Consider the following 20685-nt stretch of genomic DNA (forward strand, 5'->3'; position numbering starts at 1 on the left):
CCTTAGTTTTGAGTGACCAAATCAAATAAATGGGGCACACGGTTCTTGTCGGCATAACCGTCATTATATTCCCGTTCACCAGAAAGCGCTTCCACCGGACAGGCAGTGACACATTTCAAGCAGCCTTTACAATATTGGTAGTCAATCCCTTTGAGGAACATTTGCGGACGTCCTTTTTTGTCTGGTTTTTCTTCCCATACAAAACAAAAGTCTGGACAGGCCGTATCACAAGCTGCGCAATTAATGCATTTTTCTTCATGAAAATGGGGCAGCATCCCTGCACGGGAAATACTTAAATCCTTTAAAATACTGTTTCCTGGATTGGTAATCATACCGCCAATGGCCTGCGTTTTATATCCTAGCAGCGGTTCTGCCCGAGTGAAAGGTAAAGGATCGACTCCATCCTCCAAAAGATAGGTTTTAAATTCGACTTCTTTATAGCCGCGATCAAAAGTACGAAGATTGGGTTCAACAAGGTGAGGGTATTTTTTTTCAAAGGTACGACGAATCGTTTGTTTCATCGAATCAGGATCTAAGAAATCTAAAATTCGATAAAGAGCTCCAAGCATAGCGGTATTGGCTTTTGTTTGTTCTTCTAAGGCAATACCAGTGGCATCTACGATGGCAATGGTACCGCCGGGAATTTTCATTTGATTCTTTAGTTCATCGGGGGATTTTTGCGAATTCACTAAGATGGTACTGTCGGGATAAATTCCGCTGGTGCAATCGATGGTTTTAAATAGGGCATCATGAAAAATGCCGACAACATGAGGGCGTTCTATTGGTGTGGTGTCGCGAATGTTTGTATCTGGGTCACAGAAACGAATATGGGCTTTTACAGGGGATCCTTTTTTCTCTGATCCATAAGAAGAAAAACCGACGCCATTCAATCCGTTTCCAACAACTCCATCTTCGGAGAGCAGTTTTCCTGCTAGGTTAGCTCCTAATCCACCGATTGATTCTAGGCGGATTTCAAAAAAACCTAAAGCATTTGTTTTTGGCAATTTTGACAAAGGTATTCCTCCTATCCGTTAAATGGATATAGAATATTATAAATATTCTATAAATTGTAATGGTTTTATTGTAACAGTATGCTAAAACAAATACAACAGGATTTTTTTTAAAAGGGGAGACATCTGCTAATTGGTGCCGTTATTGGGATTAACGTAAAAGTTTCAGTTATTTTTTATTCGATTGTGATATAGTACAGATGTTAGTTTGTTATATAACAAAGATTAGTAAAAATCAAATAAATAGGTCAATTTAGGTTAGTCGGAACATAGATTGGTAAGAGGGTATTTGTAGTAGTGCTAAAACGATAAGGAATTCCGAACCTGTTGCAACGATCACCAAAGTAAAGGAAAAAACAGGAGGGGATGTTTGTGAAATTTACGATACAATATATACCACTGAAAAAAATTAAACCAGATAGTTCATTAAAAATTACAGAGCACGTCAAGAAACTTCAAAGATTAATGTGGGATTGTATGTTTGTTTTGGTTGTGAGAAAGAATCGGAAGGACAACGACTACACCATAATTAGCGGACAGGAACGTTATGAATCGCTTCGAAAACATACCAAAACTCTTTATGCCCCTTGTATTGTCGATAAAAGCACTCCTGCTGGAAACATACCTTTCTTCCAGCGTCTTCGAAAAAAAACAGCCTCTTGATGATTTTCCTTTAATGCCGAAAAGCTGGTCTATCATGCGTTCCTTCTTAAAACAAGAACCTCGCTTTAAAAACTTATCCCGATCCCAACAAATTAGACTTCTTCTTTTAGCAGCTCAATATAAAAAGACAGTTATTTATACCATGAGAAAAATGGTGGATGATATGGTAAGAGATCATGATTAATTCCAAAACAAAAAGTCCAAGAAATAGTATTTCCTGGACTTTTTATTTTGTTTAAATTGCCCAATCTCCATTACGGAAGATCGGAACAATCGTACCATCTTGTTTAATACCGTCAATATCCATCTTGTCAGAACCAATCATGAAGTCAACATGAACAATGGAAGTATTCATCCCATTTTTCAATAATTCTTCTTGGCTCATTTTTGTACCACCTTGAATCGTAGTTGGGTACGCTGCTCCAATGGCCAAATGATTGGAGGCATTCTCATCATATAGAGTCGTGAAGAAAGTGATACCAGATTGAGAAATAGGGGATGGATCTGGGACCAAAGCGATTTCACCCAAGCCAGTTCCACCTTCGTTGTCAAAAACCAGCTTCTTAATCGTTTCGTCGCCTTTTTCAGCAGAAATATCTACAATTTTTCCATCCTTAAAGTGCACTTCAATGCCTTCAATTAATGTACCAGCGTAGCTTAGTGGTTTTGTACTGCGTACCACCCCGTCCATGCGATGAGTATCCGGAGCAGTATAGACTTCTTCTGTAGGCATGTTAGCAATAAATTCTTCGCCTTTTGGATTTTCACCTTCTGCACTACACCAAAGATGGTTTTTTGGTAAGCCTAAAGTTAAATCCGTCCCTGGTGCTGTGTAATGCAACGCATCAAATTGGATTTCATTTAAGAACGCTGCTTTTTCATTTAAGGTTTTTTTATGATCATCCCAGGCAGCAACCGGGTCATCTGAATACACACGACAAGTTTTGAAAATTTGATCCCAGAGGGCGTCGACTTGTTCTTCAGAAGTTTTCAAATCAGGGAAAACTTTTGAAGCCCAGCCCGCACCAGCTGCCGCCGCAACAGTCCATTTCAAATCGTTATTTTGGGTGGCAATTCGTTGTGCACTGAATGCTTTTCCAGCTTTATTTTGAAAAGCCGCAATTTTTGCAGGATCCACTTCATTTAGTAAACCAGGATCACTGGATACAATCGATAGGCGACTTACGTGATGATTTAATACATGATCTTCCGATTCTTGTATTTCATATTCGGGAATGTCGGTCAATACTTCTAGAGGTTGATGTATGTAATTTAGTTTGGTAATTTCGTCATCCGCCCATTTTATAATTACCTTTTCTGCACCTAAAGCATAAGCTTCTTTTGTAACCAAACGAGCTAAAGGAGCTTGATCAACCGTAATCGTCATTTTTACCCAGTCACCAGGCTGGACGTTAATACCTTTTGCGACTAATAATCGTGCATATTTTTGTAAATTCTCTTCAAAGTTTGGTAATACCATGATTTACCTCCTAATAAATAGTTGCAAAAACTATCGTACCATAATTATAAAAAAATTTCAGAAATGACATAGAAGAAATAAAATATTATAATGAGTTATGAAATAGGGGGAATATAGAATGGAAATTATCGAATTAAAACATAGGGATGAACTTTTTGAAAAAGCCATTGAAGTTTTTTGGGAGGTATGGGGGAGCGAAGATAACTATTCGTTTTACGAGGATTGTATGATTCATTCAACTACAACTACTTCCGATCTCCCAAGATTCTATGCAGCAATGAAAAACGGGAAGATTATTGGTATATATGCTTTATTAAGAAACGATATTAATAGCCGCCAGGATTTATGCCCATGGCTTGCTTGCTTGTATGTGGAGGATGAACACAGAGGGCAAGAAATAGGCTCTAGGCTTCTCCAGCATGGTTTAGATGAGGCTGCGAAAAAAGGCTATAAAACGCTTTATCTACTTTCAGACCTAGAAGGGTATTATGAAAAATACGGCTGGAGAAATAACGGGGTAGCGTATGGTGTAGGCGGAGTAGCTATTAAAATATACGAAAAAGATACTAGTTCACTATAAACGATGAGCCTGGATTTCTATCCAGGCTTTCGTTCTTTAAGGGATCCAAGTTTACAATTAAAACTTCTGAATATTTCGCTTAGATTATTAGGGGAAAAGTTGATAGTTGTATTTAAATAACAGGAGACAATAAACGACTCCATACTATTCAATCTTTACCTTAATGGAATCAATGGCATTGTATCCATATCCTTTTCTATTCCATCTAGCTTCCTTTGGCTGAGTATGACTATTAGAATCTGTTGCCCTCGACATGATCGTATAGATGCCTTTTTCTGCAATCGTGCATTCATAAGACCAAGAAACCCATTGATAACTTTTTTGCGTGCGATCTAAATTAGCCTCCGACCAGGAGTTACCCTGATCAAAACTAATTTCTACCTTTGTAATAATTCCTTTACCTGTCCAAGCAATACCTTTAATAACATGAGTCCCAGTACTTAAAACATCCATATCTAAAGGTTTTTGTATAGTCGAATTAACATTCATGATTGTAACCGGATATGCTTTAAGGTCATTTCCTAAATGCGGATAATACACATAATCATTAGTTTGAAAAGGTCCGGTAAAATTCGAACCAATAATACGAATTTCTTTAATCCATTTCACAGATGCCATGGCATACCACTGTGGAACGATTAATCTAAATGGAAAACCATGTTTAAGGGGGATTAGCTCATTATTAAATTCATATGCAATGATTGTATCAGGATGAAGAGCTTTCTCCATAGGTAAGCTCCTAGCAAAAGAAAAAACCTTATCTGAGTCTGTTCTTTTCCCATAATCATATCCCTCAACAACCACTTCTTTTGCAGCTTCTTTTATTCCAGAAAGTTCAAGCAGAGACCGTAATGGGACACCTTTCCATGTACCTTGGCTAATCGCTCCCTTTTCCCATTGTTCCCCGAACACTTTAGGCTCAAAAAAGCTGCGTTTATTCCCCGCGCATTCATGGATCACTTTCAGCGTTTTAGAGGGTAATTGAAAAATGGTTTGCAAAGATAGCAGTAATGGGGTTTCAACCATACCATTAATGGGAAGAAGATAATATGACATAGAAATCTTTGGATAAGAAAAGTGATTACGTCGATAAAATAAATGTTTATTGGTTTGATCAGTTTCAACAAATTGTATCGGTGTTTCCTGATTTTCTGGCTGCAAACTGCGCGTTATTAAATAGGGTTTCACGATAGGATGTTTTGGTTCAAACATAATTTCCTCCCTCTTAAAAAGAATCAATAATAAAATCTATGATGTGTACAAATTAATTAAGAATCTAATCCATGGAAATTAGTGCAAACTAGCTGGAGTGACCGTACGAGCTGAAATTCTAACGTTACGGTCAATGCAGACATGCTGGAGTGACCATGTGAGAAGAAAATTCCACGTTACGGTCAATGCAGACCCGCTGGAGTGAACGTAGGAGATGAAATTCTAACGTTACGGTCAATGCAGACATGCTGGAGTGACCCTCAGAGTTAAAATTTCAACATAACGGTCAATGCAACATGCTTCTTCCAATCCAAGAGTATTCAGTAGACTTATTAAAGAGTAATTTCGTTTTTTAAAGTAAATAATAGGTAAGACTTCGATTGAACTACGCAATATAATGGAAATTTTTATCAAAAAATCGCACAAAACACTACAAATAAAGTACAAATATAATTTATACTATTGAAGTGGTGTAATCATACATCATACATAGGAGGGTAACATGGAACTATCTTTACTATTAGAGTATGGCTGGGTATTACTTATTTTGATCCTTTTAGAGGGTTTATTATCTGCTGATAATGCGTTAGTGCTGGCCATTATGGCGAAGCATTTACCAGCAGAACAACAAAAAAAAGCAATCAATATTGGTTTGATATTAGCTTTTATCTTTCGAATTGGTGCCATCTTTATTATTTCGTTTTTGTTCCATGTTTGGTGGATTCAAGCGATTGGTGCTGCGTACCTCATCTTCATCGCATTAAAACATTTATTGAAAAAGGATCATGGTGGAAAAGAGAAGACAGGGAAAAGCTATCGCGCGACCGTTGCGCAAATTGCATTAGCCGACATTGCCTTTGCGGTTGATTCTATCTTAGCGGCAGTAGCCCTTGTTATCGCACTCCCTGGTACGCCAATGGGCGAAATAGGCGGAATGGATGGAGCACAATTTATCGTCATCATAATAGGTGCCATCGCTGGTTTGGTCGTTATACGATTTGCAGCAGGATTCTTCGTGAAAGTACTAACGGAGCGCCCAAGTCTAGAAACCGCGGCTATGCTGCTAGTTGGTTGGGTAGGGGTTAAGTTATTAATGCATACGCTTGCTCACCCAGCATTGCATATCATTCCACATGACTTTGTCGAAGGACCGATTTGGAATACCATCTTCTGGACTGTCATGCTTCTCATCGCAGCAGGCGGGTGGTTCTTTTCAGGAAAGAAAAAAACAGAACCAACAACATAAGCAAAACAAATGGAACAATAAAAATGGCTTGGGAATCATACTACCAAGCCATTTTTATTGTATTTTTTAAAAATATTTACATGAAACCCCAGTTGCCACTTTTTATTATTTTGTTGCATTCGTAAAAAAGACAATGACACTTTTATCTAAATCAAAGTCCCAGTCAACAAAGATATCAACGACTCGTGTATTTAAAATTGCTTCAAAATGGTTATTATTATGAAGCAGTCCTTTTTCTAATGTTCTCTTGGCTAATTTAAGCTCTTCTCGCAAACCTTGTCGGATTAATTGTTTTTCAATTCTAACCAATATTCCATTTCGAATAACAAGAATGGAGCGATGATTCAATTGGCAGGAATAAATTTCTACGGGTTTTTTTTCAGAGTCAGAGCTTAAATTTATGATCTCATTCATAAGTTCTATTTTACCAGTAAACTCTTCTTTTATAGATATTTCCGTACTCGTCGAATCTAAACAAACTCCTGTGAACATACCGGATTTATTATGAAGGCTCCAGTCATAATAAAATTCACGAATTTCCATCCCGGTAACGATTTTTATATAAGCTTTTATTTCAGGAATGAGTGTTTGCATGACCAAGTCTCTTGTTTGTTGAACGGTAAGTTCTTGATTCTGATTCATCAGTACCTTTTCTGTAGGAGATATGAAATTCCGGATATAGAAAGTAATAAATGTTTTTCCCATGAAAACATGTACAGATTCCGGACCTTTGCCAAAGTTTTCCCGAAGGATTTTACTTATATAACTGCTTAACTCGGCGGTTTGTTTATGTCCTTGTGGTTCCATTCATGATCTCCTTTCAGAAACAAGTTGTATTTCCTATTCTATCCTAATACCTTGGAAATAATTAGCATGGTTTATTTGACCGTAAAAAAATATAATGAAAGAAGGTGAAGGGATAGAAAGCCATTCGCTTTGAGGAGTAGGATATGTTTTCAAGCATGGATAACAAGGTTTTATTAGACACATATTTTAATGCAGTTAAGTTAAATTTGGATGAAGATTTTATCGTTTTGCTAGAAGAAGAAATAAGTAGAAGAGGTTTAGATATTGAAAAGGTAGAGAGAATGAGTCAATCATAGCTTACTACTGAAAATTTTTTGAATCTTATTGTGAATTAATACCGCTTACATGTAATAAGAATAGCGAGTGGCTTTTTGCTCTTCACTTTATTTAATATTCTTTACAGTTGCTCAACACAATTAACCAGTTAAAAGCTAGAATTATCTAGCTTTTTTTCTTTTACCTCTTTATCTCCCATAAATTCATTGTATAATTTTATATATTACTAATATTTTAAATTAATGTAGTAGTGTTTCGAGATTTGGCGGAAAAGAAGTAGACTATTACAATTGGAGTGCTATGAATGTTAAGAATTCGTAATGTAACGATGAAGGATCTACCTGATCTGGTAATCATTGAACAGCTTTGTTTTCCGATAGAGGAAGCTGCGACAGAAGAGGCTTTTATTAGACGGATTAACATGATTCCTGATAGTTTTTTTGTGGCGGAGGAAGAAGGTGTGCTCATCGGTTTAGTCAATGGACCAGTCATTAAGAACGAATTTATTACGGATGATTTGTTTTATTTAATCACCAAGAATCCAGAAACAGGCGGTCATCAAACCGTTTTAGGAGTGGCAGTCACACCTCATTTCCAAACACGCGGGGTTGCGAAAGCGCTGCTTACCCACCTTGAAAATGAAGCAAAATCAAAACAACGTGAAAGTATTACGCTTACTTGCAAAGAAGAGTTGATCGAATTCTATGAAAATTTAGGTTACCGTAATAGGGGTGTATCTAAATCAGAGCATGCAGGGGTAACCTGGTATAACATGAGTAAAGGTTTACTTTAATCCATTCATTCTTATTGGGAGTAAAAATTTTTTCATGGAAAGGGCGGGCCAGTATGTACGAATTAAAAACAAAAGAAACCGATAATAGTGTCATTGAGTTTATTGAGCAGGTAGATAGTCCTAAAAAACGAGAAGACGCATACAGATTATTGGATATCTTCACAGAGACTACTGGATTTGAGGCAAAGATGTGGGGACCAAGCATTATTGGTTTTGGATCGTATCATTACAAGTATGCCTCTGGTCACGAAGGGGATGCACCGCTAGTTGGTTTTTCTCCTAGAAAAGCAAAAATCAGCTTGTATTTTGCACCAGGAGAAAAAAAGCGAGAAGAATTATTAAAGATGTTTGGTAAGCACACAACAGGTAAGGCTTGTGTGTATATCAATAAAGTATCTGATATTAAGGAAGATATCTTAAAAGACTTGATTAAAGAATCGATTACTTTCTTAACTACAATGTATCCAAAAAATTAGTCCTAAGGAGTCCCTTATTCGAAAATGGGGGACTCCTATTATAATCAAGTTATTTTTTTAAGGAAGTAAACCAAAGATCCCTAAAAGCGACAGGACAATTTCAAATAAAATGAGTATCACAATAATCCATTCAACGAATAACCCGCGAATCGAATGACTGATCGTAGAAAAACCATCCATGATGTTATAAAGTATTTCAGTTTTACTTTTCAAAATTTTATAACGGTCATTTAACTCAAAAAACTCCACCATTTTGTCATAAAAGTCTCCAGCTGAACTGCTTGTCCAAGTAATGTCCGGCTTATCCAAAATCATAATGTATGCAAGGGTGTTATACTCATGTCGGATGATTTTGGCTGTCGTCCGTGCTAGTTCCTTGTTTCCAATTCGAAGATTACCTTTCTCCAGCCGGTCAATCATCGTTTCAAGTTTATCATTAATTAGTCCTAGCTGTTCCTCCGTTTTTTCAAGTGCCACTGACTTCGCGAGTACCGTAGAAATCAATTCTGGATAGTAATTGTCATATTCAGGAACCACCACATATTCATCCGTTAACTCGATACTTTCGGTTTCTTTAAGATGAAGACTATAATCGTCACTGTATCTTCCTGCGTTTTTAACATCAATGTCCCGCTCAAAAGTATAGAGATAATTCAAAAATGCTGTGATCTCAAGTGAAGAAGCGGAATTAATGAAGACAACGCTGCCGAAAGAAAAAACAAGTACCATTTGGGTTTCATCCAAATCTTTATGAAGTATCGATTTTAATATCTCTCCTTTTAGAATTAACGGTTCCTCCCAAGTGAATTTCTTCGGTATACCACAATGAATCGCGATTTTGTTCAAATCTATTTCGTTGGTAATGGCGAAGGCTTTAAAGATTAAATCTCTCATACACCCACTCTTTTCAAATTGTTTTTATTAGTATATGAACCAAACAGTTAAAATAATGAAGGATATGCAAAAACAATAGAGAAATAATAAAATAGCACTAATTTATTTTAAGAAGAGTAAGGAGAGTTGAAATGTCAGATTCAACATTTGTTTACGTTACATACATAGCAACAACACCTGAAAAGCTATGGGAGGCACTAACCAAAAGTGAATACACTGAGCAATATTTTTTTGGAACCAGCATCCAATCGAATTGGAAGGAAGGATCAGAGGTTACCTATTCTCGAAACGGGCAGATAACGGATTATGGAAAAATTATAAGCTGTGAGCCTTATCAAGAACTTTCCTTTACATGGACCTATGTGGGAGATGGAGTCAAAGACAAGCAGCCTTCACAGGTTACATTCTTGTTAAAACCGTTAAATGCAACGGTAAAACTTACGCTAAGGCATGAAAATCTCCAGCCAGGTGATTTAGTGAATAAAGAAGATACCTTTGAGGGGCTGAATAATGGGTGGCCAGCAATTATTAGTAACCTGAAAAGTTTACTTGAAACCGGAAAAACGCTGCCTGCTATTTCAATTTAGATTTAAATGTAATACTTTATCCTTTATGTAGAATAATAAGATATAAAGGAGTGATGGTCATGGAAAATCAAAAGGATTATGTAGCAGCTGATTTATCATCAAATTTAGTAACAGAAATTAAATCACTAGAAGACAAATTAAGCGAACAAGCGAATAAAGAAGTTGTAGTAATTGCATATGAGAAGGATAAATCCTAATTTCATGTAAAAAGAGAGACGTAAATCTCTCTTTTCTTTGTATTCGCTAATCTTCATCTTCAGCGACGAAGTGCTCGTCCTGTAAAAGTACCAATTCATGCAAACGAGCAATTTACCTTCTTTCATTTATGATATTGATATACAACTTTTCGTTGTCATATAGGTAACGCAAAATCGGCTATTGTTTTCAAATCAATTACGCACAAAAAAAGCCGTCATAGACGGCTTAATTTAACATTATTTAGCGAATACATGATTGCCAATTGTTTTGACTACTTCTCGAGTCGTAATCCATGTATCGGTTGCGATTTCTGGGTTATAAAAATAAATACTATCATTTAATCGATCTTGTCTTGTTAGAGCTTCTTCTACTGCACGAATCGATTCCTCTGAAGCAGGCTTATTAATTTCACCATTTTGAACAGGCGAAAAGGCATAGGCCTTACCAACTACTTCGGTAATAACCCCAGTAATGCTATTTGGAAACTCGGGTGAATCAACACGATTTAAGACAACCGTCGCAACGGCTACTTTTCCTTCATAACTTTCACCCTTTGCCTCTGCTTCTACTAATCTCGCAAATAAGTCTTTTTCTTCATTTGAAATTGAAAGTGCAGGAGCTGCAACCTCTGGCTCTGGTGTTTTTACAACAGATTCCACTGATTCCTGTTCTGAAATAGGTGTTTCTTCCGTAGTCGGTTCTGCTGTTTGTGCTAAGACTTCCGGTTTATATGGAATGTATTCTTTTTCCTCATCGTTCTGATTCATTTCTTGTTTTCCTTCATCTATTATTGGACCGTAAGTGTATGGTTGTCCGATTTCAGAAAGGCCATCTACCTGTACAACGTCAAATTTGGTAATCGCCTCGACCGTAGAATTGTGCAATCCGATAAAAGCAAATGTAGCTACACAGGCTACAGCAACTTTTTTCAAATATGTTTTTTTCATGTGTGCTACCTCCCTGATGTTTTGTATGCTACAACACTAACATGTACAAGCACCTGTTATACAGAACGAGGAGGTTACATTTCTTTATAGTTTGATGAACAAAATTACAGCTTAGGTGAAAATATGACATTATTCCTATAATACTGTCATAATGAATCCAATTTTTGCGAAACAGAGGAATAATTTGGATGGTTAATAAGGGAAACAAACCAAATTGAGGGTTATTTAGGAAATAGAAATGAGGATACAGACTAACTATTAGAATGAAGTTGAATTGTTTCTACCATCTAATATTTCGGGAATGAAAATAAAAGTAGATTGTGTTACGATAGCCATATTAGATTTACATTACATATTGGAGATGGATTGGCATGCTAATTTGGAAGCGTAATTTATGGGTACTTTGGATAGGAGTATTTTTCTGTTCAGCAAGCTTTTCCATGGTCATCCCATTCTTACCTATTTTCCTGCTTCAAATTGGTGTGCATGAAAACACGGAAGTTTGGTCGGGCTTATTGTTCAGTGCTGCTTTTTTTGCCGGAGCGATTGCTTCACCGTTTTGGGGAAGAGTGGCAGATAAATATGGAAGAAAACCAATGTTAATCAGAGCAGGATTTGCCCTTTTTATTGTCTATACATTAACTGCTTTTGTTACAAATCCGTATCAGTTGTTAGGGTTAAGAATCATGCAGGGGTTGTTAAGCGGGTTCATTCCTGGGGCGATTGCGTTAGTAGGAACGAATACACCAAGCAATAAAGTAGGATACGCTTTATCTATGATCTCCTCTGCGTCTGCCTCTGGGGGAATCATTGGACCGCTCTTAGGAGGCGGTATTGCTTCGTTAGTGGGGAATCGAGTGGCTTTTGGCAGTGCTGGTGTGTTCTCACTCATTTCTACACTTCTCGTCATATTTTGGGTGACCGAAGAAAATTTCTCACCCAGCAAGGAAAAGGGGTCCATTCGAAACGATTTTAGAACGGCACTCTCCAACCGCCCGTTGATGATCGTCCTTGCTTTAACCAGCTTGACATCTGCTTCAATTATGACAATTGAACCGATCCTTCCATTATATATAGTGGATCTAGGCAGTTCCACTCAGCATGCATCCCTACTCGCAGGAATTGTATTCTCACTTCCTGGTATCGCAAGTGTGATTTTTGCACCGTTGTGGGGAAGATGGGCAGATAAAGTCGGTTTTCAAAAGATATTATTTATTGGGCTAATGGGAGGCGGAATCGGGACCATTGCTCAAATTATTTTCAGTAATATTTTGGGATTCTCTATCACTCGTTTTATTTTTGGAATTTTTTTCTGCGCCGTTTTCCCAGCATTAAATGGGTTAGTGGTAAGGTCAACTCCAAAAGATTTCCGAGGTCGGGCATTTGGATTACATCAGACGTCTAATCAAATAGGCGGGATGATTGGTCCGATTATTGGTGGAATCCTGGGCGGAATATTCCCAGTTGAAACCGTGTTTATTGTAACAGGTATCTTACTGTTTGCAGGAACTGGTTTGTCTTATTGGAACGCAAATAAGTTAAATCCCGGATTGACAACTAAAAGTACCTAAAACGGATAAAAATAGTAGGTAAGTACCCCAACAATAATTCCAGTTATGGCGCCAAAAAACACTTCAGTCGGTTGATGACCCAATAACTCTTTTAATTTTTTTCTAGACTCCGGTTTCTTTAAATTGGGGTCTTTTAGAGTTTCGATTAGACTGTTAAAATCAGCTAGCAGTGTATTTAAAATTTCCGCATGATATCCAGCATGCCTTCGAACCCCCATCGCATCGTGCAGCACAATCGCTGAAACGACAATGCAAATAGCAAATTCATTTGATTTAAAACCTGTTATTAATCCAATTGCTGTGGTCAATGAGATGATCATTGCAGTATGTGAACTAGGCATGCCGCCAGTACTAAACATTAGATTCCATTTAATTTCCCTTGTTGCAAAAAAGTGTATCGGTACCTTTACAAATTGCGCAATTAACATACCTAAAAGTGCAGCCAAAATAGGGAAGGATAAAAACATATGAACAACCTCCATTGGGATGTGTTTGTAATTAGCTTATCAAAAAGAAACCCAAATTATCAGGAGAATTATGAAGAAAATGGAAAAGATATTATTCACTATGAATAATAATTACATTCATCAATTCAGTTAGCTGATTTTTTATATATAAAACTTATTATAATATGTTTAAGAAAATCCTTTTATGCATACTTAGGAAAAAGTTTGCAATGAAAATCAAAAACGGTCACTCCAGAGAAATTCAGAATGACCATTCATGTAGTTTTGACTTATATTCCAAGTATTTGTTGTAGTTGCTCCTGATTAAACCCAAATACAACCTCAGATCCATTTTCATCTTCAATGAGTGTAGCAGGTGTTGCGGAAGCACCTAATTCCACAATTTCATCTAGATATTTAGGGTTTTCCCTAATATTTCTTTCCTCAAACTTAACTCCGTTATCTTTTAACCATAGTTTTTCGGCTGTACATGGTCCGCAGCCTTCTTGGGTGTATAGCACAACTTTTCGCACTTTAATTCCTCCTTCATTCAGCCTATTATTATCATAATACATTGCTCTAAAAATTGCCTCATCCCGCGCCTATAAAATTTTTTGTATAAAACCCACAAAAGCAATTATTTAGCACTATGATAGCATTTGCTAGTTTATTGCTAAATCAAATAAATTAGACATAGATCATTATTTTCATATATACCCTAAAAACGTATTAATGACTCATATAATTTTTTAATCGACATACATATACAGTAGGAGACAAGCTTTAGTCAGTTGTTTATAACATGGAAAAGGAGATAGGCAAAAAAGTGATGGAGTTCTTACAAGAAATCATTACGAATTATGGGTCATTTTTATCATTAGATGCCTTACAAGAAGTACTGACAGATCCTGCTAGTTGGGGGATCATTGGTACCTTAGTGATTCTAGAAGGATTATTATCTGCTGATAACGCGTTAGTTCTTGCTGTTTTGGTAAAACACCTGCCAGAAGAACAACGAAGAAAGGCTCTTTTCTATGGAATTATTGGAGCATATTTTTTCCGTGTTGTAGCTATTGGAATAGGTGTTACATTAATTAATATTGGCTGGATTAAAATCGTTGGCGGTCATTATCTGCTCTGGCTGGTCCTTCAATACTTCCTCAATAACGGGGATGGGGAGGAAGAGGTCCAAACTAAAAAAGTAGGTTTTTGGAGCACGGTTTTAACCGTAGAGCTAATGGATATTGCCTTTAGTATTGATAGTGTCATTGCTGCATTTGGTGTTTCCAATCAAGTATGGGTGCTTTTTTTAGGCGGTATCTTGGGTATTTTAATGATGCGCGGAGTTGCGCAGCTATTCCTAGCTCTGATTGAAAGAATACCTGAGTTTGAAACCACTGCCTTTATCTTAATCGGTATTATCGGATTACGAATGATTTCAGGAGCCTTTGGTTTCCAAATGGATGAAGTGATCTTCTTTGGTATTATAATTGGAATCTTCGTTAGTACCTTCCTTGTACATTTCTTAAAAGAGATGCTGGCGACTAAATAAATCGAAGAGACCTATATGGGTCTCTTTTTAACATGAAAGAGTTTTCTACTTTTTCATATTAAGTTAAAATGAACAAGCTATTACTTTTTGTTTTAGGGGGAAAGCAACATGCATGAAGAAGGATACATAGAGGTTACAGGCGGGAGAGTATGGTATCAAAAATTCAATAAAAATACATCAGGGACTCCGGTGATTATTTTGCATGGAGGTCCGGGCTCATCGAGCTATTCCTTAGAAGGTTTACAGGCACTTCAAGAGGATAGACCCGTAATACTATATGACCAATTAGGTTGCGGTAGGTCAGATCGTCCAAGTGACACCTCATTGTGGCAACTTGATCGATTTGTGGAAGAACTGGGTCAAGTAAGAGAAGCGTTAAACTTAGATTCAGTCCATATTTTAGGTCATTCATGGGGGACAACACTGGCTGCTGCTTACTGTTTAACTAAACCGTGTGGAGTAAAAAGCGTGGTTTTTTCAAGTCCATGTTTAAGCGCACCACGGTGGGAACAGGACCAGATTGAGAACCTAAAAACATTACCTAGCGAAGTTCAAGAGACAATAACACGATGTGAGAAGGAGGGAACGACTGATTCAGAGGAATTCAAAGCAGCTATAAAAGAATTTAACAAACGCTTTGTTTGCAGAGTAGAGTCAGAACCTGATCCGGAATGGGTAATAAAGGGATCAGGATATCGGAATCCGGATATCTACAATATTATGTGGGGACCTTCTGAATTCAGCGTTAAGGGAAATTTAAAATCTTTTGATTGTACTTGGCGGTTGCATGAAATTAACTGCCCCACTCTTTTTACATGCGGCCGGTATGATGAAGCTACTCCTGATTCGACTGAATACTTTCGCAGTCTGGTACCAAATGGAGAAATTCATATTTTTGAGAACAGTGCTCACATGCCATATTACGAAGAAAAAGAAGAATATTTAAAAGTTGTAGGAAATTTTTTAAAGACAGTCGAACTTGAATAATCTCTTAAAAAACCCACCAATAAGGTGGATTTTTTAATGTAATTTCTGTTAACTAACTATTACTCTTTCATTTCATCCTGTTCTTTCGCTTCAAAATCCACTTCCACAGTTTCTACATCATTAACTTCCTGTGAAACATGGGATTGTTGTGCCGGAGGCTGAAATACGTCAACCTCCTTAATAATAGATGGATCATAATATACAAATTCTAATTTTTGTTTATTGTCGTCATTCTGTTTTTTTAACTGCTTGTCCCCAACATTGATATCTGAAGATTCATCCTTCCGGTGCTTCTTTTTTTTATACTTCTTGTCCCGAACATTGATATCTGAAGATTGTCCCTTTTTGTTCTTCTGTTTTTTATTATGCTTGTCCTCAACATGGATGTCTGAAGATTCATCCTTTTGGTGCTTCTTTTTATGCTTTTTTTTAGATGACATTTCTTTTACACTCCTTAATTTTATTTTAATCCTATTAATGGTGTAAATAATGGAATCTGATTTCATCATTTTTCACTATTCTCACCTATTAATTGAAATTTCCATTATCAGCATATGCTTCTGTTAACCAATATTCTTGTATTATTCGTCCAAAAATAAGGGTAAAAAAGAAAAATATGGTATAATTCGGTATCGTTAATAATTTTATTGTCTTGATTTGAAAGAAGGGTGAAATTTCTTGAAACTTTATCCTGTTATGACTGGCGGATTTCTTGGAGCGGTTGCCAGGTACACGATTGGTGAATGGGTACATACAGATAATGGATTCCCTTTGGGAACCCTATTCATTAATCTCTTTGGATGTTTTATCCTTACTTGGTTCCTCACATTTTTTACGGTAAAGAGAAAAATTCGAGCTGAATATTCATTATTTATTGGAACAGGCTTTATTGGTTCATTCACTACTTTTTCTACGTTTTCAGTAGATACCATCCTATTGTTTCAGAATGGAGATATCTTTTATGGTGTTTTATATGTAGGAACTAGTATTTTTTTTGGTTTGCTGATGGCATACATAGGATATAAATGTGCACTTATAACCGAAATAAAAGGAGAGACACATTGATTTGGTTAATTGGTTTAGGGGGTTCCTTAGGAGCAATAGCAAGATATCTATTGAATAATTACATTCATAAAAAAGAGAAACTAAAGGAATTCCCATTAGCCACTTGGGTGATTAATATTACTGGTTCCTTTTTGCTAGGTTTATTAGCAAATCTTCATCTTTCCAATGTAATAAGTAATGGGATATGGTTCTTTGCCGGAGTTGGCTTTTGTGGAGCTTACACTACTTTCTCGACATTTGGGTATGAGACAATTACTTTACTTCAATCAAAGAAATTCAAGTTAGCAGGTGTCTATGTTCTCTCTTCAGTAATGTTAAGTATTGTTGCGGCAGCAGTAGGCTTTATTATTTAGTAATAGGTGATTATTTTTATAAAAAGAAAGCAAAATAAAAGGGGTAAAACAGATTTTATAGGAGGAATTAGATGACTAAGAAAAAGTTTACCCCATCATCTGAAGTGGATCAAAAGAAATTATTAAATGATAAAGTTGAGGAAGCTCGTAAAAATAACTTTGAAGATGATCATGTACGCAGGGTGACCCCTAACGGGGCGCAAGGACAATAATGAATAGTATGGGTTGTTGTTTTTAGCAGCAACCCTTTTTTGTTACGCTGCTTTATAATAAGTACTTTCTCTAGAACCCACTTTTTATATTGATGTTTGGATAATATTACTATTGAATTTAAAATAGTCAGGGTGGTATTATATAAAAGTTCCCCTCAGAGGGACAACAAAACGAAACACACTTAACAAGAAAAAATGTTATCATTGATATTGTCACTTTTTTAAAACTAGTAATTATTTTTCACTTAACCTTCGGGAATTGGAAATAATTGATAATTGATATAGTTGTAGAAATGCGATATACTATTAATCCAGTCGCTGAAACACAAGCGATAAATTGTTCTTTGAAAACTAAACAAACAAGAACGTCAACAAAAACAAAAAAATAGTTTCTTCCATAGAAACTAGCCAACGTAACAAATGAGCTAATCAACTTTCTTGGAGAGTTTGATCCTGGCTCAGGACGAACGCTGGCGGCGTGCCTAATACATGCAAGTCGAGCGAATCTTGAGGTGCTTGCACCTCTTGGTTAGCGGCGGACGGGTGAGTAACACGTGGGCAACCTGCCTGTAAGACTGGGATAACACCGGGAAACCGGTGCTAATACCGGATAATTCTTTCCCTCTCATGAGGGGAAGCTGAAAGTCGGTTTACGCTGACACTTACAGATGGGCCCGCGGCGCATTAGCTAGTTGGTGAGGTAACGGCTCACCAAGGCGACGATGCGTAGCCGACCTGAGAGGGTGATCGGCCACACTGGGACTGAGACACGGCCCAGACTCCTACGGGAGGCAGCAGTAGGGAATCTTCCGCAATGGACGAAAGTCTGACGGAGCAACGCCGCGTGAGCGATGAAGGCCTTCGGGTCGTAAAGCTCTGTTGTTAGGGAAGAACAAGTACCGGAGTAACTGCCGGTACCTTGACGGTACCTAACCAGAAAGCCACGGCTAACTACGTGCCAGCAGCCGCGGTAATACGTAGGTGGCAAGCGTTGTCCGGAATTATTGGGCGTAAAGCGCGCGCAGGCGGTCCTTTAAGTCTGATGTGAAAGCCCACGGCTCAACCGTGGAGGGTCATTGGAAACTGGGGGACTTGAGTACAGAAGAGGAAAGCGGAATTCCACGTGTAGCGGTGAAATGCGTAGAGATGTGGAGGAACACCAGTGGCGAAGGCGGCTTTCTGGTCTGTAACTGACGCTGAGGCGCGAAAGCGTGGGGAGCAAACAGGATTAGATACCCTGGTAGTCCACGCCGTAAACGATGAGTGCTAAGTGTTAGAGGGTTTCCGCCCTTTAGTGCTGCAGCTAACGCATTAAGCACTCCGCCTGGGGAGTACGGCCGCAAGGCTGAAACTCAAAGGAATTGACGGGGGCCCGCACAAGCGGTGGAGCATGTGGTTTAATTCGAAGCAACGCGAAGAACCTTACCAGGTCTTGACATCCTCTGACACTCCTAGAGATAGGATTTTCCCCTTCGGGGGACAGAGTGACAGGTGGTGCATGGTTGTCGTCAGCTCGTGTCGTGAGATGTTGGGTTAAGTCCCGCAACGAGCGCAACCCTTGTTCTTAGTTGCCAGCATTCAGTTGGGCACTCTAAGGAGACTGCCGGTGACAAACCGGAGGAAGGTGGGGATGACGTCAAATCATCATGCCCCTTATGACCTGGGCTACACACGTGCTACAATGGATGGTACAAAGGGCTGCAAGACCGCGAGGTTTAGCCAATCCCATAAAACCATTCTCAGTTCGGATTGTAGGCTGCAACTCGCCTACATGAAGCCGGAATCGCTAGTAATCGCGGATCAGCATGCCGCGGTGAATACGTTCCCGGGCCTTGTACACACCGCCCGTCACACCACGAGAGTTTGTAACACCCGAAGTCGGTGGGGTAACCTGGGACAAAACTTAACCTCTTATTTTATTATAGGAAGTTAAGTTTTGTCCTAGGAGCCAGCCGCCTAAGGTGGGACAGATGATTGGGGTGAAGTCGTAACAAGGTAGCCGTATCGGAAGGTGCGGCTGGATCACCTCCTTTCTAAGGAATATACAGTCCTTGTGGACTGATAAACGTTGACTGTTATTTGTTTGTTTAGTTTTGAGAGTACAATTCTCTCAAATAAGAAATGTTCTTTTGCATTGGCAAAATAACGTTCTTTATATTTTTATTGCTCCTGCGCCGCTGTAGTTCGAGGAAGTAATCCCTCAGCTCGTCGCAAGGCAGCATGAAGCTAAGCTCTGAATTTTAATCACGATGTGATTGAAAAATCAGCAGCCTCGTTCCTTGAAAACTAGATAATCGTAAGAAGAAGAAACCAAGTAAAAACCGAGTGAATTGCCATTTTAGTTTTTCTCTCTTATTAAATTAAGAGAATAACCATTTAGGTTAAGTTAGAAAGGGCGCACGGTGGATGCCTTGGCACTAGGAGCCGATGAAGGACGGGACTAACACCGATATGCTTCGGGGAGCTGTAAGTAAGCTTTGATCCGGAGATTTCCGAATGGGGGAACCCACTGCTCGTAATGGAGCAGTATCTTTACCTGAATACATAGGGTATTGAAGGCAGACCCGGGGAACTGAAACATCTAAGTACCCGGAGGAAGAGAAAGCAAACGCGATTCCCTGAGTAGCGGCGAGCGAAACGGGACATAGCCCAAACCAAGAGGCTTGCCTCTTGGGGTTGTAGGACACTCAACATGGAGTTACAAAGGAACGGGGTAGATGAAGCGGTCTGGAAAGGCCCGTCATAGAAGGTAAAAACCCTGTAGTTGAAACTTCGTTCCCTCCTGAGTGGATCCTGAGTACGGCCGGACACGAGAAATCCGGTCGGAAGCTGGGAGGACCATCTCCCAAGGCTAAATACTCCCTAGTGACCGATAGTGAACCAGTACCGTGAGGGAAAGGTGAAAAGCACCCCGGAAGGGGAGTGAAATAGATCCTGAAACCGTGTGCCTACAAGTAGTCAGAGCCCTATGTTTTTTCTTTCGAAAAAACCCGGGTGATGGCGTGCCTTTTGTAGAATGAACCGGCGAGTTACGATCCCATGCAAGGTTAAGTTGAAGAGACGGAGCCGCAGCGAAAGCGAGTCTGAATAGGGCGAATAAGTATGTGGTCGTAGACCCGAAACCAGGTGATCTACCCATGTCCAGGGTGAAGTCCAGGTAACACTGGATGGAGGCCCGAACCCACGCACGTTGAAAAGTGCGGGGATGAGGTGTGGGTAGCGGAGAAATTCCAATCGAACTTGGAGATAGCTGGTTCTCTCCGAAATAGCTTTAGGGCTAGCCTCACGTTGTAAGAGTCTTGGAGGTAGAGCACTGTTTGGACTAGGGGC

The 20685-nt window shown here is 38.6% G+C and carries 23 protein-coding genes and 2 rRNA genes (1 of these 25 cut by a window edge); 16 read left to right on the plus strand and 9 right to left on the minus strand.

Annotated elements, in window-relative coordinates:
• Window positions 1-2: 2 nt before the first annotated feature.
• A complete protein-coding gene (locus AC2TFD_RS15450) occupies window positions 3-1013 on the minus strand; it encodes a 2-oxoacid:acceptor oxidoreductase family protein (protein WP_484673483.1) in 1011 nt (336 codons plus the stop codon).
• Window positions 1014-1382: 369 nt separating this feature from the next.
• Here AC2TFD_RS15450 and AC2TFD_RS15455 point away from each other — a divergent pair, with 369 nt between their 5' ends.
• Window positions 1383-1673: a hypothetical protein gene (locus AC2TFD_RS15455; RefSeq protein ID WP_484673484.1), complete on the plus strand. Its 291-nt coding sequence runs from the start codon at window positions 1383-1385 to the stop codon at window positions 1671-1673.
• A 235-nt stretch (window positions 1674-1908) separates the two neighbouring features.
• On the opposite strand, the gene AC2TFD_RS15460 is transcribed toward AC2TFD_RS15455, so the two are convergent.
• Entirely contained in the window at window positions 1909-3153 is a 1245-nt protein-coding gene (locus AC2TFD_RS15460; protein ID WP_484673485.1) for an aminopeptidase, read from the minus strand.
• A 118-nt stretch (window positions 3154-3271) separates the two neighbouring features.
• On the opposite strand from AC2TFD_RS15460, the gene AC2TFD_RS15465 reads away from it, so the two are divergent.
• Window positions 3272-3733, plus strand: coding sequence for a GNAT family N-acetyltransferase (locus AC2TFD_RS15465; protein WP_484673486.1), 462 nt, complete (start codon window positions 3272-3274; stop codon window positions 3731-3733).
• A 144-nt stretch (window positions 3734-3877) separates the two neighbouring features.
• Here the strand turns inward: AC2TFD_RS15465 and AC2TFD_RS15470 are convergent, their stop codons facing one another.
• A complete protein-coding gene (locus AC2TFD_RS15470; RefSeq protein WP_484673487.1) occupies window positions 3878-4945 on the minus strand; it encodes a sulfite oxidase in 1068 nt (355 codons plus the stop codon).
• Window positions 4946-5447: 502 nt separating this feature from the next.
• On the opposite strand from AC2TFD_RS15470, the gene AC2TFD_RS15475 reads away from it, so the two are divergent.
• Complete coding sequence (locus AC2TFD_RS15475) at window positions 5448-6191, plus strand: TerC family protein (RefSeq protein ID WP_484673488.1); 744 nt, start codon at window positions 5448-5450, stop codon at window positions 6189-6191.
• A 105-nt stretch (window positions 6192-6296) separates the two neighbouring features.
• On the opposite strand, the gene AC2TFD_RS15480 is transcribed toward AC2TFD_RS15475, so the two are convergent.
• On the minus strand, window positions 6297-6998 hold the full coding sequence (locus AC2TFD_RS15480) for a Na-translocating system protein MpsC family protein (RefSeq protein WP_484673489.1): 702 nt from the start codon (window positions 6996-6998) through the stop codon (window positions 6297-6299).
• 143 nt (window positions 6999-7141) lie between these two features.
• Between AC2TFD_RS15480 and sda the strand changes: the two genes are divergently transcribed.
• The 3 genes from sda to AC2TFD_RS15495 all read left to right on the plus strand — a co-directional run bounded on the left by sda (window position 7142) and on the right by AC2TFD_RS15495 (window position 8543).
• Window positions 7142-7294, plus strand: a complete 153-nt coding sequence (gene sda / locus AC2TFD_RS15485) for a sporulation histidine kinase inhibitor Sda (RefSeq protein ID WP_484673490.1) — start codon at window positions 7142-7144, stop codon at window positions 7292-7294.
• A gap of 284 nt (window positions 7295-7578) precedes the next feature.
• Window positions 7579-8067, plus strand: a complete 489-nt coding sequence (locus AC2TFD_RS15490; RefSeq protein ID WP_484673491.1) for a GNAT family N-acetyltransferase — start codon at window positions 7579-7581, stop codon at window positions 8065-8067.
• 53 nt (window positions 8068-8120) lie between these two features.
• Window positions 8121-8543, plus strand: a complete 423-nt coding sequence (locus AC2TFD_RS15495) for a DUF1801 domain-containing protein (protein WP_484673492.1) — start codon at window positions 8121-8123, stop codon at window positions 8541-8543.
• A 57-nt stretch (window positions 8544-8600) separates the two neighbouring features.
• Here the strand turns inward: AC2TFD_RS15495 and AC2TFD_RS15500 are convergent, their stop codons facing one another.
• Complete coding sequence (locus tag AC2TFD_RS15500; RefSeq protein WP_484673493.1) at window positions 8601-9437, minus strand: RMD1 family protein; 837 nt, start codon at window positions 9435-9437, stop codon at window positions 8601-8603.
• 131 nt (window positions 9438-9568) lie between these two features.
• On the opposite strand from AC2TFD_RS15500, the gene AC2TFD_RS15505 reads away from it, so the two are divergent.
• On the plus strand, window positions 9569-10024 hold the full coding sequence (locus AC2TFD_RS15505) for an SRPBCC family protein (RefSeq protein WP_484673494.1): 456 nt from the start codon (window positions 9569-9571) through the stop codon (window positions 10022-10024).
• A 59-nt stretch (window positions 10025-10083) separates the two neighbouring features.
• A complete protein-coding gene (locus AC2TFD_RS15510) occupies window positions 10084-10221 on the plus strand; it encodes a hypothetical protein (protein WP_484673495.1) in 138 nt (45 codons plus the stop codon).
• 237 nt (window positions 10222-10458) lie between these two features.
• Here AC2TFD_RS15510 and AC2TFD_RS15515 read toward each other — a convergent pair whose 3' ends face one another.
• Window positions 10459-11169, minus strand: coding sequence for a cell wall hydrolase (locus AC2TFD_RS15515; protein WP_484673496.1), 711 nt, complete (start codon window positions 11167-11169; stop codon window positions 10459-10461).
• Window positions 11170-11540: 371 nt separating this feature from the next.
• Between AC2TFD_RS15515 and AC2TFD_RS15520 the strand changes: the two genes are divergently transcribed.
• Window positions 11541-12740: an MFS transporter gene (locus tag AC2TFD_RS15520; protein WP_484673497.1), complete on the plus strand. Its 1200-nt coding sequence runs from the start codon at window positions 11541-11543 to the stop codon at window positions 12738-12740.
• Here AC2TFD_RS15520 and AC2TFD_RS15525 read toward each other — a convergent pair.
• Window positions 12737-13207, minus strand: a complete 471-nt coding sequence (locus AC2TFD_RS15525) for a divergent PAP2 family protein (protein WP_484673498.1) — start codon at window positions 13205-13207, stop codon at window positions 12737-12739. The two genes, AC2TFD_RS15520 and AC2TFD_RS15525, sit on opposite strands and share 4 nt — an antisense overlap.
• Before the next feature lie 269 nt (window positions 13208-13476).
• On the minus strand, window positions 13477-13719 hold the full coding sequence (locus tag AC2TFD_RS15530) for a glutaredoxin family protein (RefSeq protein ID WP_484673499.1): 243 nt from the start codon (window positions 13717-13719) through the stop codon (window positions 13477-13479).
• Window positions 13720-14015: 296 nt separating this feature from the next.
• On the opposite strand from AC2TFD_RS15530, the gene AC2TFD_RS15535 reads away from it, so the two are divergent.
• The gene (locus tag AC2TFD_RS15535; RefSeq protein WP_484676329.1) at window positions 14016-14738 is read left to right on the plus strand and encodes a TerC family protein; all 723 of its coding nucleotides are present in this window, start codon (window positions 14016-14018) and stop codon (window positions 14736-14738) included.
• A gap of 108 nt (window positions 14739-14846) precedes the next feature.
• Window positions 14847-15725: a proline iminopeptidase-family hydrolase gene (locus AC2TFD_RS15540; protein WP_484673500.1), complete on the plus strand. Its 879-nt coding sequence runs from the start codon at window positions 14847-14849 to the stop codon at window positions 15723-15725.
• Between the two features lie 59 nt (window positions 15726-15784).
• Here AC2TFD_RS15540 and AC2TFD_RS15545 read toward each other — a convergent pair whose 3' ends face one another.
• Window positions 15785-16165, minus strand: coding sequence for a hypothetical protein (locus tag AC2TFD_RS15545; protein ID WP_484673501.1), 381 nt, complete (start codon window positions 16163-16165; stop codon window positions 15785-15787).
• Window positions 16166-16403: 238 nt separating this feature from the next.
• Between AC2TFD_RS15545 and crcB (AC2TFD_RS15550) the strand changes: the two genes are divergently transcribed.
• The 5 genes from crcB (AC2TFD_RS15550) to AC2TFD_RS15570 all read left to right on the plus strand — a co-directional run.
• Complete coding sequence (gene crcB, locus AC2TFD_RS15550) at window positions 16404-16790, plus strand: fluoride efflux transporter CrcB (protein ID WP_484673502.1); 387 nt, start codon at window positions 16404-16406, stop codon at window positions 16788-16790.
• Window positions 16787-17143, plus strand: a complete 357-nt coding sequence (crcB, locus tag AC2TFD_RS15555) for a fluoride efflux transporter CrcB (protein WP_484673503.1) — start codon at window positions 16787-16789, stop codon at window positions 17141-17143. Before crcB (AC2TFD_RS15550) ends, crcB (AC2TFD_RS15555) begins: the two co-directional genes overlap by 4 nt.
• 71 nt (window positions 17144-17214) lie before the next feature.
• The gene (locus AC2TFD_RS15560) at window positions 17215-17355 is read left to right on the plus strand and encodes a hypothetical protein (protein ID WP_484673504.1); all 141 of its coding nucleotides are present in this window, start codon (window positions 17215-17217) and stop codon (window positions 17353-17355) included.
• A gap of 435 nt (window positions 17356-17790) precedes the next feature.
• Window positions 17791-19388: ribosomal RNA gene (locus AC2TFD_RS15565) — 16S ribosomal RNA — on the plus strand.
• Between the two features lie 346 nt (window positions 19389-19734).
• A 23S ribosomal RNA gene (locus tag AC2TFD_RS15570) occupies window positions 19735-20685 on the plus strand (it continues 2004 nt past the right edge of the window).
• Together the 16S and 23S rRNA genes form the textbook arrangement of a ribosomal RNA operon.

This window comes from Neobacillus sp. plas4 (assembly GCF_057221695.1).

What these genes read in the sequence shown, in the direction of transcription:
- AC2TFD_RS15460 (WP_484673485.1), bottom strand. Translation starts at nt 3,153, where the DNA reads ATGGTATTACCAAACTTTGAAGAGAATTTACAAAAATATGCACGATTA.
- AC2TFD_RS15465 (WP_484673486.1), top strand. Translation starts at nt 3,272, where the DNA reads ATGGAAATTATCGAATTAAAACATAGGGATGAACTTTTTGAAAAAGCC.
- AC2TFD_RS15470 (WP_484673487.1), bottom strand. Translation starts at nt 4,945, where the DNA reads ATGTTTGAACCAAAACATCCTATCGTGAAACCCTATTTAATAACGCGC.
- AC2TFD_RS15475 (WP_484673488.1), top strand. Translation starts at nt 5,448, where the DNA reads ATGGAACTATCTTTACTATTAGAGTATGGCTGGGTATTACTTATTTTG.
- AC2TFD_RS15480 (WP_484673489.1), bottom strand. Translation starts at nt 6,998, where the DNA reads ATGGAACCACAAGGACATAAACAAACCGCCGAGTTAAGCAGTTATATA.
- sda (WP_484673490.1), top strand. Translation starts at nt 7,142, where the DNA reads ATGTTTTCAAGCATGGATAACAAGGTTTTATTAGACACATATTTTAAT.
- AC2TFD_RS15490 (WP_484673491.1), top strand. Translation starts at nt 7,579, where the DNA reads ATGTTAAGAATTCGTAATGTAACGATGAAGGATCTACCTGATCTGGTA.
- AC2TFD_RS15495 (WP_484673492.1), top strand. Translation starts at nt 8,121, where the DNA reads ATGTACGAATTAAAAACAAAAGAAACCGATAATAGTGTCATTGAGTTT.
- AC2TFD_RS15500 (WP_484673493.1), bottom strand. Translation starts at nt 9,437, where the DNA reads ATGAGAGATTTAATCTTTAAAGCCTTCGCCATTACCAACGAAATAGAT.
- AC2TFD_RS15505 (WP_484673494.1), top strand. Translation starts at nt 9,569, where the DNA reads ATGTCAGATTCAACATTTGTTTACGTTACATACATAGCAACAACACCT.
- AC2TFD_RS15510 (WP_484673495.1), top strand. Translation starts at nt 10,084, where the DNA reads ATGGAAAATCAAAAGGATTATGTAGCAGCTGATTTATCATCAAATTTA.
- AC2TFD_RS15515 (WP_484673496.1), bottom strand. Translation starts at nt 11,169, where the DNA reads ATGAAAAAAACATATTTGAAAAAAGTTGCTGTAGCCTGTGTAGCTACA.
- AC2TFD_RS15520 (WP_484673497.1), top strand. Translation starts at nt 11,541, where the DNA reads ATGCTAATTTGGAAGCGTAATTTATGGGTACTTTGGATAGGAGTATTT.
- AC2TFD_RS15525 (WP_484673498.1), bottom strand. Translation starts at nt 13,207, where the DNA reads ATGTTTTTATCCTTCCCTATTTTGGCTGCACTTTTAGGTATGTTAATT.
- AC2TFD_RS15535 (WP_484676329.1), top strand. Translation starts at nt 14,016, where the DNA reads ATGGAGTTCTTACAAGAAATCATTACGAATTATGGGTCATTTTTATCA.
- AC2TFD_RS15540 (WP_484673500.1), top strand. Translation starts at nt 14,847, where the DNA reads ATGCATGAAGAAGGATACATAGAGGTTACAGGCGGGAGAGTATGGTAT.
- AC2TFD_RS15545 (WP_484673501.1), bottom strand. Translation starts at nt 16,165, where the DNA reads ATGTCATCTAAAAAAAAGCATAAAAAGAAGCACCAAAAGGATGAATCT.
- AC2TFD_RS15560 (WP_484673504.1), top strand. Translation starts at nt 17,215, where the DNA reads ATGACTAAGAAAAAGTTTACCCCATCATCTGAAGTGGATCAAAAGAAA.